The sequence below is a fragment of the Paragemmobacter amnigenus genome (assembly GCF_009908265.2).
Classification (GTDB): Bacteria; Pseudomonadota; Alphaproteobacteria; order Rhodobacterales; family Rhodobacteraceae; genus Paragemmobacter; species Paragemmobacter amnigenus.
Genome location: NZ_JAAATX020000002.1, coordinates 23,926 through 38,016 on the forward strand (window position 1 = coordinate 23,926; position 14,091 = coordinate 38,016).

General features: G+C 65.4%; 14 protein-coding genes. 9 read left to right on the plus strand and 5 right to left on the minus strand.

All coding sequences use genetic code 11. The features are described 5' to 3' along the window. The first annotated feature begins 16 nt into the window (after positions 1-16). Entirely contained in the window at positions 17-412 is a 396-nt protein-coding gene (locus GU927_RS02570) for a DUF2177 family protein (RefSeq protein ID WP_161760799.1), read from the plus strand. 80 nt (positions 413-492) lie between these two features. Continuing rightward, positions 493-816, plus strand: coding sequence for an arsenate reductase family protein (locus GU927_RS02575; protein WP_161760800.1), 324 nt, complete (start codon positions 493-495; stop codon positions 814-816). A 33-nt stretch (positions 817-849) separates the two neighbouring features. Here GU927_RS02575 and GU927_RS02580 read toward each other — a convergent pair whose 3' ends face one another. Together GU927_RS02580 and thrS are read right to left on the minus strand one after the other, a co-directional pair. Continuing rightward, positions 850-1,056: a cold-shock protein gene (locus tag GU927_RS02580; RefSeq protein WP_161760801.1), complete on the minus strand. Its 207-nt coding sequence runs from the start codon at positions 1,054-1,056 to the stop codon at positions 850-852. A gap of 289 nt (positions 1,057-1,345) precedes the next feature. Further along, the gene (thrS, locus tag GU927_RS02585; RefSeq protein ID WP_161760802.1) at positions 1,346-3,292 is read right to left on the minus strand and encodes a threonine--tRNA ligase; all 1,947 of its coding nucleotides are present in this window, start codon (positions 3,290-3,292) and stop codon (positions 1,346-1,348) included. A gap of 172 nt (positions 3,293-3,464) precedes the next feature. On the opposite strand from thrS, the gene GU927_RS02590 reads away from it, so the two are divergent. The 3 genes from GU927_RS02590 to GU927_RS02600 are packed head-to-tail and all read left to right on the plus strand — an operon-like array spanning position 3,465 to position 5,913. Next, positions 3,465-4,205 (plus strand): alpha/beta hydrolase, encoded by a 741-nt coding sequence (locus GU927_RS02590; RefSeq protein WP_161760803.1) that lies wholly within the window; start codon positions 3,465-3,467, stop codon positions 4,203-4,205. Next, the gene (locus GU927_RS02595; RefSeq protein WP_161760804.1) at positions 4,205-5,185 is read left to right on the plus strand and encodes an alpha/beta hydrolase; all 981 of its coding nucleotides are present in this window, start codon (positions 4,205-4,207) and stop codon (positions 5,183-5,185) included. The genes GU927_RS02590 and GU927_RS02595 overlap by 1 nt, the downstream gene beginning before the upstream one ends. After that, on the plus strand, positions 5,182-5,913 hold the full coding sequence (locus GU927_RS02600; protein ID WP_161760805.1) for an alpha/beta fold hydrolase: 732 nt from the start codon (positions 5,182-5,184) through the stop codon (positions 5,911-5,913). Before GU927_RS02595 ends, GU927_RS02600 begins: the two co-directional genes overlap by 4 nt. On the opposite strand, the gene phaZ is transcribed toward GU927_RS02600, so the two are convergent. Further along, on the minus strand, positions 5,891-7,168 hold the full coding sequence (phaZ, locus tag GU927_RS02605; protein WP_161760806.1) for a polyhydroxyalkanoate depolymerase: 1,278 nt from the start codon (positions 7,166-7,168) through the stop codon (positions 5,891-5,893). The genes GU927_RS02600 and phaZ overlap by 23 nt on opposite strands. A gap of 105 nt (positions 7,169-7,273) precedes the next feature. Here phaZ and phaC point away from each other — a divergent pair, with 105 nt between their 5' ends. From phaC to GU927_RS02625, 4 genes are all read left to right on the plus strand, one after another. Beyond that, a complete protein-coding gene (gene phaC, locus GU927_RS02610; RefSeq protein WP_161760807.1) occupies positions 7,274-9,079 on the plus strand; it encodes a class I poly(R)-hydroxyalkanoic acid synthase in 1,806 nt (601 codons plus the stop codon). A gap of 142 nt (positions 9,080-9,221) precedes the next feature. Beyond that, a complete protein-coding gene (locus GU927_RS02615; RefSeq protein WP_161760808.1) occupies positions 9,222-9,671 on the plus strand; it encodes a Phasin in 450 nt (149 codons plus the stop codon). 152 nt (positions 9,672-9,823) lie between these two features. Then, entirely contained in the window at positions 9,824-10,387 is a 564-nt protein-coding gene (gene phaR, locus GU927_RS02620; protein WP_161760809.1) for a polyhydroxyalkanoate synthesis repressor PhaR, read from the plus strand. A gap of 17 nt (positions 10,388-10,404) precedes the next feature. Then, on the plus strand, positions 10,405-11,352 hold the full coding sequence (locus GU927_RS02625; RefSeq protein ID WP_161760810.1) for a LysR family transcriptional regulator: 948 nt from the start codon (positions 10,405-10,407) through the stop codon (positions 11,350-11,352). A gap of 119 nt (positions 11,353-11,471) precedes the next feature. On the opposite strand, the gene GU927_RS02630 is transcribed toward GU927_RS02625, so the two are convergent. Next, the gene (locus tag GU927_RS02630; protein ID WP_161760811.1) at positions 11,472-12,659 is read right to left on the minus strand and encodes a DegT/DnrJ/EryC1/StrS family aminotransferase; all 1,188 of its coding nucleotides are present in this window, start codon (positions 12,657-12,659) and stop codon (positions 11,472-11,474) included. A gap of 128 nt (positions 12,660-12,787) precedes the next feature. Beyond that, complete coding sequence (locus tag GU927_RS02635; RefSeq protein ID WP_161760812.1) at positions 12,788-14,089, minus strand: NAD(P)/FAD-dependent oxidoreductase; 1,302 nt, start codon at positions 14,087-14,089, stop codon at positions 12,788-12,790. Positions 14,090-14,091: the final 2 nt, after the last annotated feature.

The window sequence follows — 14,091 nt, forward strand, 5'->3', positions numbered from 1 at the left end:
CTAACCGGAGCGCCCCATGCAGATCGCCGTCCTCTACCTGTCCACCGCCGCCGTCTTCCTGATCCTCGACGCGATCATGCTGACCCTCGTGATGAAGCCGCTCTTCTCCCGCCATATCGGGCCGCTGATGCTGGACAACATCCGCGCCCTTCCGGCGGCGGCCTTCTACCTTGCCTATGTGGCGGGGCTGCTCTGGCTCGTTTCGATCCCCGCGCTGCGGACAGGGGCGCCGGTGCTGCTGCCTGCGGCGGTGATCGGGGCCATGGCCTATGGCACCTACGAATTCACCTCCTATGCCATCATGAAGGACTGGCACTGGCAGATGGTGGCGACCGATACGCTCTGGGGCACGGTTCTGACGGCGCTGTCGGCCTGGGCGGGGGTGGCGATCACGCGGGCCGTCACCGGTTAGGAACTGGCCAAGCCGCCGCGCGCTGCGTATGTACAACGTGCGGCACAACCGGCGGCACGGCGAACGGCACAGGAAGACCCATGATCCTTTACGGCATCCCCACCTGCGACACCTGCAAGAAGGCCATCCGCGCGCTCGAGGGCGCGGGGCATGACGTCACCTTCCGCGACATCCGCGCCAATCCCCTGTCCGATGCGGAAATAGCGGAAATCGTGACCGAATTCGGCGACCGCGTGATCAACAAGGCGTCGACCACCTATCGCGGCTTCAACGATTTCCTGAAAGCCTCCGAGCCCGAGGCGCAGATTGCCGCCCAACCCACGGTGATGAAGCGCCCGCTGATCAAGAACGGGTCCGACTGGCACCTTGGCTGGGACGACGCGGTTCAGGCCAAGCTGTTGTAGGATGGGCATTTTTGCCCATCCTACGGTCTGATTTCACAGCAATTTCAAATCGCTGGCCGAGGCGCGCCCGTCGCGGCCCGACTGCAGTTCATAGCCGATCTTCTGGTTGTCGTTCAGGCCCTTCAGCCCGGCGCGTTCCACCGCCGAGATATGGACGAACACGTCCTTGCCACCATCATCCGGCGCAATGAACCCGTAGCCCTTCGTCGTGTTGAACCATTTAACGGTGCCGGTCGGCATGCCGCGTCTCCTTCATCTACCTCCCTGCGGCGTTATTGCCGTCAGGCCGTGCAGCCAGGTCTTACGTGTCCGGCTGCCTGTGCGTTGCAGGAGGCGGTCGAAAGTCTGTCGTCACTGGGCAAAATCATGCCAAAGCGCGCTTGAAAATCAAGCCAGAAAAGGGCCACGGGACGCGCCCCGCAACCCAATGAAACAAGGGGAAAAACTGCGTATCAGCCGGTTTGCGCGGTGCCGCGCAGCCTCGCGCCAAAGGCGGAAAAGACGCGCATCCGCGCCTTTTCCACCCGTCTCAGCGGCGGTCGGGCGGCAGGGCGGCGGTGGCCATTTCGGCCACCACGGCCTCCAGCGCGACCGTCTCGGTCCGCGTCTCGCCCAGCCGGCGGACGGACACCGTGCGCTCCTCGACCTCCTTCATCCCGATGGCAAGGATGACCGGAACCTTGCCCACGGAATGTTCGCGGACCTTGTAGTTGATCTTCTCGTTGCGCACATCCGCTTCGGCCCGGACCCCCGCCGCGCGCAGGGCGGCGACCACCTCGGCCACATAAGAATCGGCATCCGACACGATGGAGGCGACGACCACCTGACGCGGCGCCAGCCAGAAGGGCAGCTTGCCCGCATGGCTTTCGATCAGGATGCCGATGAATCGTTCGAACGACCCCAGCGTCGCGCGGTGCAGCATGACGGGCCGGTGCTTGGCCCCGTCCTCGCCGATATAGGACGCATCCAGCCGTTCGGGCAGAACGAAATCCACCTGCAGCGTGCCGCACTGCCAGTCGCGCCCGATGGCGTCGGTCAGCACGAATTCCAGCTTTGGCCCGTAAAAGGCCCCCTCGCCGGGGTTCAACTGGAACTCGTAACCCGCTGCGGTGGTCGCGTTGGCCAACGCCGCCTCGGCCTTGTCCCATGTCTCGTCGGTGCCTGCCCGCTTTTCCGGCCGGTCCGAGAATTTGATCTTGAACGCCTCGAACCCCAGATCGCGATAGACCGAGGACAGGAATTCGATGAACCGCTTCGTCTCGGCCTCGATCTGGTCCTCGCGGCAGAAGATATGGGCGTCGTCCTGCGTGAAGCCGCGCACCCGCATGATCCCGTGCAGCGCGCCCGACGGTTCATAGCGCGCGCAGGACCCGAATTCGGCCATCCGCAAGGGCAGGTCGCGATAGGATTTCAGACCGACGTTGAAGATCTGCACATGGCAGGGGCAGTTCATCGGCTTCAGCGCGTTGATGACCTTTTCCCGCGCGCCTTCCTCGTCCACCTCGACGATGAACATGTTTTCCTGATATTTTTCCCAGTGACCCGAGGCTTCCCACAGCTTGCGGTTCACCACCTGCGGGGTGTTCACCTCGACATAGCCGCCCGCCATCTGGCGACGGCGCATATAGTCCTGCAGCGTGGTATAGATCGTCCAGCCGTTGGGGTGCCAGAACACCTGACCGGGGGCTTCCTCCTGCATGTGGAACAGGTCCATCTCGCGGCCCAGCTTGCGGTGGTCGCGCTTGGCGGCCTCTTCCAGCATGGTCAGATGCGCCTTCAGGTCGTCGCGGTTCTTGAAGGCCACGCCATAGATGCGCTGCAGCATCGGGCGCGAGCTGTCGCCCAGCCAGTAGGCCCCCGCCACGTTCATCAGCTTGAACGCATCCGCCGGAACCTGCCCCGTATGCTGGAAATGCGGCCCGCGGCACAGGTCCTGCCAGGCCCCGTGCCAATACATGCGGATGTCCTGATCGGCCGGAATCCGGTTGACCAGCTCCACCTTGTAGGGCTCGCCCGCCTTTTCGTAATAGGCGATGGCGTCCGCGCGGCTCCAGACCTCGGTCTTCACGGGGTCGCGGGCGTTGATGATCTGCTTCATCTTCGCCTCGATCTGGCCAAGGTCTTCGGGCGTGAAGGGCTCGGCGCGGTCAAAGTCGTAGAACCAGCCGTAATCGCGCACGGGGCCGATGGTGACCTTCACATCCGGCCAGATCTCCTGCACCGCGCGGGCCATGATATGGGCCAGATCGTGGCGGATCAGTTCCAGCGCGGGGCCGTCATCCTTCATGGTGTTGATGGAAATGCGGGCATCTTCCGTGATCGGCCATGCCAGATCCCAATGCGCGCCGTTCACCTGCGCCGAAATCGCGGCCTTGGCCAGCGACGGCGCGATGGAGGCGGCCACTTCGGCCGCCGTCACGCCCGCGTCATAGACACGCTTGTTGCCATCGGGAAAGGTCAGGGAAATCTGGCTCATGGCCATGCTCCTCGTCGGTTTGGCGCCCACGGAACGCCCGGTTGCGGGTTATGTCGCGCCTTTCCTGCGCGGGGCGGGGGCGATTGTCAACAGCCCGCCACCGGCGCCGCCATGCCCTGTGGCATGCCCGCCCGTCACCCGCTATGACAGGGCGCAAAACGCGGAGCATGCCATGACCGACACCCTGACCACCCCCCAAGGCCGCCGCATCGCCTATCACCGGACGGCGGGGCAGGGGCCGGGCGTCGTCTTCCTTGGCGGCTTCATGTCCGACATGACGGGGACCAAGGCGGTCTATCTTCAGGACTGGGCCGAACGGACAGGCCGCGCCTTCCTGCGCTTTGACTATTCCGGTCACGGCCAATCCTCGGGCGCCTTCACCGACGGCTCTATCGGCGACTGGTTCGAGGATGCGCTGGCTGCCGTCACCACCCTGACCGACGGGCCGCAGATCCTTGTGGGGTCCTCCATGGGCGGGTGGATCTCGCTCCTGCTGGCCCGCGTCATCCCGGACCGCATCGCGGGGCTGGTGGGCATTGCCCCCGCGCCGGACTTCACCGAAGACAGCATGTGGGCAGGCTTCTCCCCCGCACAGCGCGAGGCGCTGCTGGCACAGGGGCAGATCACCATCCCGTCGGACTATTCGCCCGAAGGCTATCCCGTCACCCGCCGCCTGATCGAAGAGGGGCGGTCGCGCCTTGTCCTGCGCGCGCCGCTGCCTTTGCCCTTTCCCGTCCGCATCCTGCAGGGCACGGCAGATACCGACGTTCCCCCCGCCGTCGCGCTGCGCCTGATGGACCATGCCGATTGCCCCGACCTGCGCGTCACGCTGGTCAAAGGGGCCGATCACCGCTTTTCAACGCCCGCCTGTCTTGCCATGATCGCGGCAGCGGTGGACGAGGTAAGCGGGTAATGCGGGCATTCGGCAAGATGCTGGGGCGGGTGCTGGCGGGTCTGGCCGTCCTGCTGCTGGCCCTGTGGTTCGGGATGCCGCGACCGGGTGTCGACCGCAGCATCCCCTTTTCCGAAACGGACATTCCCGCCGACCCCGAGGCATGGCTGATCGGGCGTGAACAGCAGTTTTCCGACATCCGCCCCGGCGACGCCAAGCGCATCATCTGGGCGGGGGTGAAGGGCGCCAAAACCCCACTGTCCATCGTCTATATCCACGGATTTTCCGCCAGCCCCGCCGAAATCCGCCCCGTCCCGGACGAGGTGGCGCGGGAACTGGGTGCCAACCTCTTTTTCACCCGCCTTGCCGGTCATGGCCGCGACGGGGACGCACTGGCGCAGGCCAGCGCCGAGGACTGGCTTTTCGACATGGCCGAGGCGATGGCCATCGGCCGCCGTCTGGGCGAGCGGGTGGTGGTCATCGGCACCTCGACCGGCGGCACGCTGGCGGCACTGGCGGCGACGGACCCCGCGCTCAATCAGGGGCTGGCGGGGACGGTGCTGATCTCGCCCAATTTCGGGGTCCATGCGCCTGCGCAATGGCTGCTCGACGCGCCCTTTGCCGAACATTGGGCGACGGCCGTCGCGGGCGAAAGGCGCAGCTTCACCCCGCTCAATGCCGAACAGGGGCGGCACTGGACGACCGAATACCCCACCGCCGCCCTGTTCCCCATGGCGCGGCTGATCCGCGCCGCCCGCGCGGCGGATTACGCGCAGGCCAGGACGCCCGCGCTGGTCCTCTACGCCCCCGCCGATCAGGTGATCGACCCCGCCCGCATCCCGCCGGTGATCGACGCATGGGCCGGCCCCGTGCAGGTGGAACAGCGGCAGATGCAGGGCGACGACGACCCCTTCGCCCATGTCATCGCCGGCGACATCATGAGCCCCGGCCAGACCGAGGAGACCATCCGCATCCTGACCGACTGGGCGCGCGGGCTGTGACGGAACCGCTGCTCTTCATCCCCGGCCTGATGTGCGACGCCCGCATCTTCCTGCCGCAGATCGTGCATCTGGGCGCGAAACACCCCGTCCACATCGCCCTTCCCGTGCAGGGCGAGACGGTGGAACAGATGTCCGAGGCGATCCTTGCCACCGCGCCGCCGAAATTCGTGCCCATCGGCCACGGGCTGGGCGGGGATGTCGTGCTCGACCTGTTGCGCCGCGACAATGGCCGCACCAGCCGCGCCGTGCTGATCGGGACGGACCCGCTGGCCGAACCCCCCGCCACCGCCGCCGCGCGCGAGGCGCGGGTGGTCGCCGCCAAATCGGGCCGCCTGCGCGAGGCGGTGGCGCAGGACTATCCCGCCACGGCCTTCGCCGCCAGCGACTGGCGGGACGAGATCATGGCGCTGATCCACGACATGGCCATGGGTCTGGGCGAGGGTGTCTATCAGCGCCAGATCCGTGCCCTGCAACGCCGCCCCGACCAGCAAAAGACGCTGCGCCGCGCCAACCTGCCCATTCTGGTGATCGCGGGGGCCGAGGACCGTTTGGTCCCCGTGCGGCGTCAGGACTTTGCCGCGCAGCTTGCGCCCCACGGCCGGACCGAGGTGATCGCAGGCGCGGGCCACCTGCCCACGCTGGAACAGCCCGAGACCGTGTCGCAGGTGATCGCGGACTTCCTGAACGGCCCGATGATGCTGCGGACTATTGCGAAGCCGCGAGGCTGATCTTTGCCGCCTTCGCCTTGGGCGCGCCGGAATTCGCGTCGATGAAGTTCAACACCAGCGGCCGGATGTTCAGACGCCAGCTCTTGCCCGCGAAGATGCCGTAATGCCCCGCGCCGGGTTCCAGATGCGACGCCTTCTTCTCCTCGGGCAGGCCGGTCAGCAGCTTCAGCGCCGCCACGCATTGCCCGGGGGCCGAGATGTCGTCATTCGCGCCCTCGACCGTCTTGACGGCCACCTGCGTGATGGCGCCGATATCCACCTTCTTGCCGTTCACGGTGAATTCGTTCTTCGCGATCTCGCGGTTCTTGAAGATGCGCTCGACCGTCGACAGGTAGAATTCCGCCGTCATGTCCATGACCGCAAGGTATTCGTCATAGAACCGGTTATGGGCGTCGTGATCCGACGCCTCGCCGCGCGCCACGCGCATGATCTGTTCGGCAAAGGCCTTGGAATGCCGCTCGGCGTTCATCGACATGAAGCTCTGCAGCTGCATCAGGCCCGGATAGACCATCCGCCCCGCGCCCTTGTACTTGAACCCCACGCGCTGGATCACGGTCTGCTCCAGCTGGCCCATCGTCACGCGGCGGCCGAAATCGGTGACTTCGGTCGCGGCGGCATCCGGGTCGATCGGCCCCCCGATGAGGGTAAGGGACCGCGGCTGCGCGTCGGGGTCCTCCCCCGCCAGATAGGCCGTCGCGGCCAGCGTCAGCGGCGCAGGCTGGCAGACGGCGATGACATGCGTATCCGGCCCCAGCGCCCGCATGAAATCCACAAGGTAAAGCGTATAGTCCTCGACATCGAACTTGCCCGCCGACACCGGAATGTCGCGCGCATTGTGCCAGTCGGTGACATAGACATCCGCATCCGGCAGCAGCGAGGCGACGGTGGACCGCAACAGCGTCGCGTAATGCCCCGACATGGGCGCGACCAGCATGATCTTGCGCGCCATGGGCGCACGGCGGCGGACGAAGAACTGCACCAGATTGCCGAAGGGCCGTTCCACCACGGTCTTGACGTCGACCAGATGGTCCTGCCCGTCAGGCCCGACGATGGACCGGATGCCCCAGTCCGGTTTCGCCACCATGCGGCTGAAGGTGCGCTCGGTCACCTCGCCCCAGGCAGCCATCATCGGCAGCATCGGGTTCATCGACAGCGCGAAGGCCGGATAGGACGCCATGGCACGCGCGGTGGCACCCAGCCACTCGTTCGTGTTGCGTGCCGTCTCCATCAGGTCGTAAGTCATCATGTAGCGCACGTGCGTCTCCTTGTCCGGGTGGGCCAACACCGGCATTCACAGCTTTCCCCCCCGGACGGGCGGCGGTATGCTGCACAGCGGCGAGGATAGGGGGGAAATATTCGCATGACAACGGATGAGAATGGCACAAGTGACGCAGGCGACCGATTTGCAAAGCTGAACGACAATCTGGCCAAGCTTGACGAGCTGAACAAACGCCTCATGGTTGCGCTGGCGGCCCGCAAGCAGGTGGACAACTCGCTGCACGGACCTGCCCCCGAAGTCTACATGAAGGCCGCCGCCGCCTATGTGGCCGAGATGATGCAGAACCCCGCCAAGATCCTCGAGCATCAGATCAACTACTGGGGCAAAAGCCTGAAGCACTATGTCGAGGCGCAGCAGGCATTGGCCAGCGGCGAACTCAAGGCCCCCGAGGACCACACCCCGAACGACCGCCGCTTCTCCAACCCCCTGTGGCAGTCGCACCCCTTCTTCAACTACCTCAAACAGCAATACCTGATGAATGCCGAGGCCGTCGCCGCCGCGGTCAAGGACATCGAGACGCTGGACCCGTCCGAAAAGAAGCGCGTCGAATATTTCACGCGCCAGATCGTCGACATGTTCTCGCCCACCAACTTCCTCGGCACCAATCCCGACGCGCTGGAAAAGGCGGTGCAGACCGATGGCGAAAGCCTTGTGAAGGGGCTGGAAAACCTCGTCCACGATATCGAGGCGAATTCGGGCGATCTCGTGGTCACGCTGGCCGACAAGGAGGCGTTCCATGTCGGGCAGAACATCGCCACCACCCCCGGCGCGGTGGTCTACCGCAACCGCATGTTCGAACTGATCCAGTACACGCCGACGACCGAAAAGGTCTACCAGACGCCCCTGCTGATCTTCCCGCCCTGGATCAACAAGTTCTACATCCTCGACCTGAAACCCGCCAACAGCCTGATCAAATGGGTTGTGGATCAGGGCTTTACCGTCTTCGTCGTGTCCTGGGTCAACCCCGACAGCAGCTATCGCGACGTGGGCATGGATGACTACATCCGCGACGGCTATCTGCGCGCCATGGCCGAGGTGCGCCGCATCACCGGCGAAAAGCAGATCAACGCCGTGGGCTATTGCATCGCGGGCACGACCCTGTCGCTGACGCTGGGCCATCTGCAAAAGGCGGGCGATACATCCGTCAAATCCGCCACGCTTTTCACCACGCTGACCGACTTCTCGGACCCGGGCGAGGTGGGGGTCTTCCTCGACGACGATTTCGTCGACGGCATCGAACGCCAGTCCATGCATGACGGCATTCTGTCCAAATTCTTCATGAGCCGGACCTTCAGCTTCCTGCGCTCGAACGACCTGATCTACCAGCCCGCCATCAAGAGCTACATGATGGGCGAGGCGCCGCCCGCCTTCGACCTGCTTTTCTGGAACGGCGACGGCACCAACCTTCCGGCAAAGATGGCCGTCGAATATCTGCGCGGCCTCTGCCAGAAGGACGAATTCGCCACGCAGGGCTTCCCCGTCTTCGGCAACCGCGTCACCCTGTCGGACGTGAAACTGCCGCTCTGCGCCATCGCCTGCGAGACGGACCACATCGCCCACTGGCGCGGCAGCTTCAACGGAGTGAAGCAGATGGGGTCCGCCGACAAGACCTTCATCCTGTCCGAAAGCGGCCATATCGCGGGGATCATCAACCCGCCGTCCAAGGGCAAGTACGGCCATTACACCAATGACGGCCCTGTCGACGGCCAGCCCGAGGAGTGGAAGGCCGCCGCCACCTACAATCAGGGCAGCTGGTGGCCCCGCTGGGGCGAATGGCTGGCGGCGCGGTCCGGCAAGAAGATCAAGGCCCGGGTTCCCGGTGATTCGGGGGCCGAAGTCCTGGCCGCTGCGCCGGGCACCTATGTGACCGCCACGCCAAGCGATTGATAAGCAGCCGCTTTTGCGGCTGCCCCATCCATTCCGCAATTGCAATGCTGCATTGCAGAATAAATCTTGAAATGCTGCACTGCAGCATGTATATCTTGCTCATCAGGAAACGGGCCCGACCCGGAACGCCAGGAGCAAAGAAATGACCAAGACCACCGATTTCACCAAAGTCGTGCAGGACATGATGGCGTCCTTCCCGGTTGACGCATCGGCCCTCCAGAACGCCTTCAAGACCCAGGCCGCGATGGGCGAGAAGCTGTCGAAAGTGGCCCTCGAAGCCGCCGAGAAGTCGACCGAGATCACCGCCAAGTGGACCAAGGACACCATCGCCAAGCTGGGCGACGTCTCCAAGGCCAAGACCGAACCGACCGACTACACCAAGTCGGTGACCGATTTCGCCTCGGCCGCTGCCGAAATGGCTGCCGAAAACATGGCCGCCTTCGCCGAAGTCGCCAAGAAGGTCCAGATGGAAACGGTCGAGCTGATGCTCGCCGCCGGCAAGGACTTCTCGGAAGACGCGACCGCCGCCGTGAAGAAGGCGACCGCGGAAGTCTCCTCGGTGGCCAAGAAGGCCGCTGCGGCTGCGAAGTGATCTGACGGATATACGCGTCTCCAACTCCTCCCTGTCGGATTGACGCGCTCTCGGGCGGGCCCTGTGCCCGCCCTTTCTTTTTGTAAATGCCTGCCCTAGACTTCTCTGCAATGCAGCCATTGCAACTGCGAAAAGAACAGGGAGGGGGCCGCATGGCCGATACCGACAAGCCGCTGCTGATCAAGCGTTACGCCAGCCGTCGCCTCTACAACACCGAGACGTCGGATTACGTCACGCTGGAAGACATCGCAGGCTTCATCCGCGCAGGGCGCGAGGTGCAGATCGTCGACCTGAAATCCGGCGATGACCTGACGCGCCAATACCTTCTCCAGATCGTGGCCGAGCATGAGGCGAAGGGCGAGAATGTCCTTCCCATCAACGTGCTGACCGACCTCGTCCGCTCCTACACGACCGAGATGCAGTCGGTGGTGCCGCAATTCCTTGCCGCCTCCTTCGAGATGCTGCGCGACGGCCAGTCCAAGATGATGGAAAACCTGACCAAGATCCCCAACCCGATGGCCGCCATGCCGGGGTTCGAGGCGATGCGAAAGCAGCAGGAAGTCTTCATGCAGGCCTTCATGGGCGGCATCCCGGGCTGGGGCGCCTCCGGCCCCGCGAAAGAGGACACCCCCGCCGAGGCCGCATCGAAGGATGACGAACTCGCCCAGATCAAGAAACAGCTGGCCGAGCTTCAGAAGAAGCTGTCCAAACTCTGACCGCAGAGGGGCGGCCCATGACCGAAGGGCAGGGGCGCGTCACGCTCTGGGGGATCGAGGTGTTTCTGGCCGCCGCCGAGGAAGGCGCGATTTCCGCCGCCGCGCGCAGGCTGGGGGTCAGCCCTTCGGCGGTCAGCCAGCAGTTGGCCTCGCTCGAATCCGCGCTGGGTACGGTGCTTCTGGACCGTGGCGCGCGGCCCATGACCATGACCCCCGCCGGAACCATGTTCCGCCGCCACGCGCAAGTCATCCTGAACGCCGAGGCCGAGGCGCGCGCCGAACTGGCCCTGTCCGACCTGTCGGGTCTGACGACCCTGCGTCTGGGCATGATCGAGGATCTCGATGCCGAGGTGACGCCGCAGCTTCTGGCGGAACTGGCGGGCGGGCTGAAAGGCTGCCGCTTCCTGCTGGAAACGGGGGCAAGCCACCACCTGCTGGAACAGTTGTCGAACCGCGCGCTGGATATCGTCGTGGCCGCCGATGCCGCGCTCGACTCGCCCGAAGGCTGGCGCGAGGTGCATCCCATCCTTGCCGAACCCTTCGTCGCCGTGGCCCCGCGCGGGGCAGGGGATGTCACGGCCCTGCCGCTGATCCAGTACACCACCCGCCACCTGATGGGCCGCCAGATCGCCGCCCATCTGGCACGCCAGAACATCCGCATCGGCACCCGCTTCGAACTGGACAGCTACACGCCCATCCTTGCCATGGTCGCCGCCGGTGCGGGCTGGACGATCCTCACCCCCCTCGCGCTGCACCACGCCGCCCGCTTCCGCGACGCGGTCGAGGTGCGGCCCTTGCCCTTTGATCCCTTTGGCCGGACCCTGTCGCTCCATGCCCGCGCGGGCGTGCTGCGCGACATGCCGGCCGAGGTGGCAGCACGCCTGCGCCGCCTGCTGCAAGGACAGGTGGTGGACCCCTCCCGCGCCGCGTGGCCGTGGCTGGGCGAGGCGTTGCGGACCCTGTAACCGCAAGATTTTTCTGGCGAAAAATCTTCAACCGATCCTTCTGGCGAAGGATCGCCACCGCCTGCGCCCGATCTTTCGCAAGAAAGATCGTCGCAAGGAAATTCGCCAGAATTTCCTTGTTAGGCCTTCACCTCGCGCGCCGCATCGACCAGCGCGGTGGCGATGTAATCCAGCTCCGCTTCGGTCAGCCGCGCGGGCAGGCGCACATCGCAGGCCCGCATCAGCATGGCGCGCGTCTTGGGCAGGTCCGGCACCTCCCCCAGAAACTGCCAGTTCCAATAGGCCCGCGCATTGCCCTCGGACAGGCCGAAGACCTGCACCGACACGCCGCGCCGTTTCGCGGCCTTCTGGAATTCGCGCGCATGATCGTCGGACCAGTCGCCCGCAAGGTTGAACTGAATCGAATCCGGCGCGCGGCTTTCCTGCGGCAGGGCAGGGGGGACGGACAGCAGACCGCAGGCATTCAGCCGCTCTGCCACCCAGTCATGGTTCGCCAGACCCTGCGACACCCGCCGCGCCACCTCGGGCAGTTGCGGGCGGATCACCGCCGCCGACAGGTTCTGCATCCGCAGGTTATAGAGCGGCAGCTTGTTCTGCCAATGCGCGCAGGAATTGGACAGCCCCGGATGCTTTTTCCAGTTTTCCTCATAGGCGCCCGACATGATGATGGCCCGCGCGGCGATTTCGGGATCATCGGTCACCATGATCCCGCCTTCGCCCGCATTCACCAGCTTGTAGGACTGGAAGCTGAAGCAGCCGACCTTGCCGATGGTGCCGATATTCCGCCCGTTCCAGGTGGTGCCCAGCGAATGGGCCGCATCCTCGATCACCGGAATCCCGCGCGCCTGACACAGCGCCATGATCGCATCCATGTCCGAGGTATGGCCGCGCATGTGGCTGATCATCACCGCCGCCGCATCGTCCAGCTTCGCCTCGAAATCGGCCATGTCAACGCGGTAATTCCCGCCCACTTCCACCAGAACCGGCTCACAGTCGGCATGGACGATGGACGACGGCACGGCGGCAAAGGTGAAGGCGGGGATCAGCACCTTCGCGCCCCGCGGCAGGTCCAGCGCCTTCAGTGACAGGAACAGCGCCGCCGAACAGGACGACACCGCCAGCGCATAGCGCGACCCCAGCAGGGCCGCGAATTCCGCCTCCAGCAGGGCCACGGGCGCGTTCTCGGGCGCGGTATAGCGGAACAGGTCGCCCGAACTCAGCAGCCTGTCGATCTCGGCCCGCGCGGCCTCGGGGATCGGTTCGGCATCATAGACATTGGGGGCGAGCGTCTGTCCGTCCGGAGCCATCCCTGCACCTTTTCTGAAACTCTTGTTCTGTTTTTCTGTAAAGGGGCGCGTGCCACATTTCCAGTGACAAGTGCAGGGCAGAAGGATTTTCCCCACGTCACCCTGCAGGAAACCGCCGACAGGCAGGGCTACAGCCCCAACCTGTCGCGCATGGAATACCACGTCATCGCAAGGACTAGCAGCGGCCAGCGCAGCGCCACCCCGCCGGGAAAGCGCGGCGTGGGCAGGCGCGCCATCAGGTCGAAGCGTTCCGCCTGACCCGCCACCGCCTCGGCCAGTATCCGCCCCGCGAGCGTTGCCAGCGCGACGCCATGGCCGGAATAGCCCGAGGCCGACAGGACATTCGGCGCCACCCGCAGGAAGCAGGGGTTGCGCGTCATGGTGATCGCCAGCGTGCCCCCCCATGCGTGGTCGATCCTCACGTCCCGCAGGGCGGGGTAGATCTCCAGCATAGGTTTGCGGACGGTCCTGATGATGTCGGGAAAGCGGTAGCCATAGCTTTCCCCGCCACCGAAAAGCAGGCGGTTATCCTCGGACAGCCGCCAGTAGTTCACGACGAATCTTGTATCCGCCACCGCGACGGGTTCGGACAGAACCTCGCGCGCGCGGTCGCCCAGCGGTTCGGTCGCCACGATGAAGTTGTTGATCGGCATGACGCGCGCCGCCACCTGCGGTTCCAGCCCGCCCATATAGCCGTTGCAGGCAAGGATCAGGTGGTCGCAGGTGACGCGCCCCCCCGCCGTTTCCACCACCGGCTGCGCGCCATGGGTGATCTTCGTGACCTCTGACCGTTCCTGGATCACCGCCCCCGCCGCCAGCGCCGCCCGCGCCAGCCCGATGGCATAGTTCAGCGGATGCACATGCCCCGCGCCGCGGTCGATCTCGCCGCCCGCAAAGACGCCGGACGGGATCAGCCGCTCGATTTCCTCTTTCGACAGCGGCTCCACCTGATCGTAGCCGTAATCGCGGCGCAGCTTCTCGGCATAGGCATGGGCGTCCCGCACCTCGCTGGCCTGCCAGCAGGCGTGCGCAATGCCCGGATGGAACCGCACCGGCATGTCATGCGCCGCGATCAGCCCGCGCACCATGTCCTTCGCCTCTTGCGCGAAGTCCCACAGCTTGCGCGCATCGTCCAGACCCACCGCCGCCTCCAGCGCGTCCTGATCCAGCCGCTGCCCGCTGCCCACCTGCCCGCCATTGCGCCCCGATGCGCCAAAGCCCACGCGATGCGCCTCGAGCACGATAACCGAAAGCCCCCGCTCCGCCAGATGCAGCGCGGCGGAAAGCCCCGTATAGCCGCCCCCCACGATGCAGACATCCGCCCGCACCGCCCCCGCAAGGGCGGGCTGCGGCGGGAAGTCGGCGCGTGTGGCGGCGTACCAGGACGGGGGATATTCCCCCGCCCTGTCATTCACATGCAGCAGGTTCATGC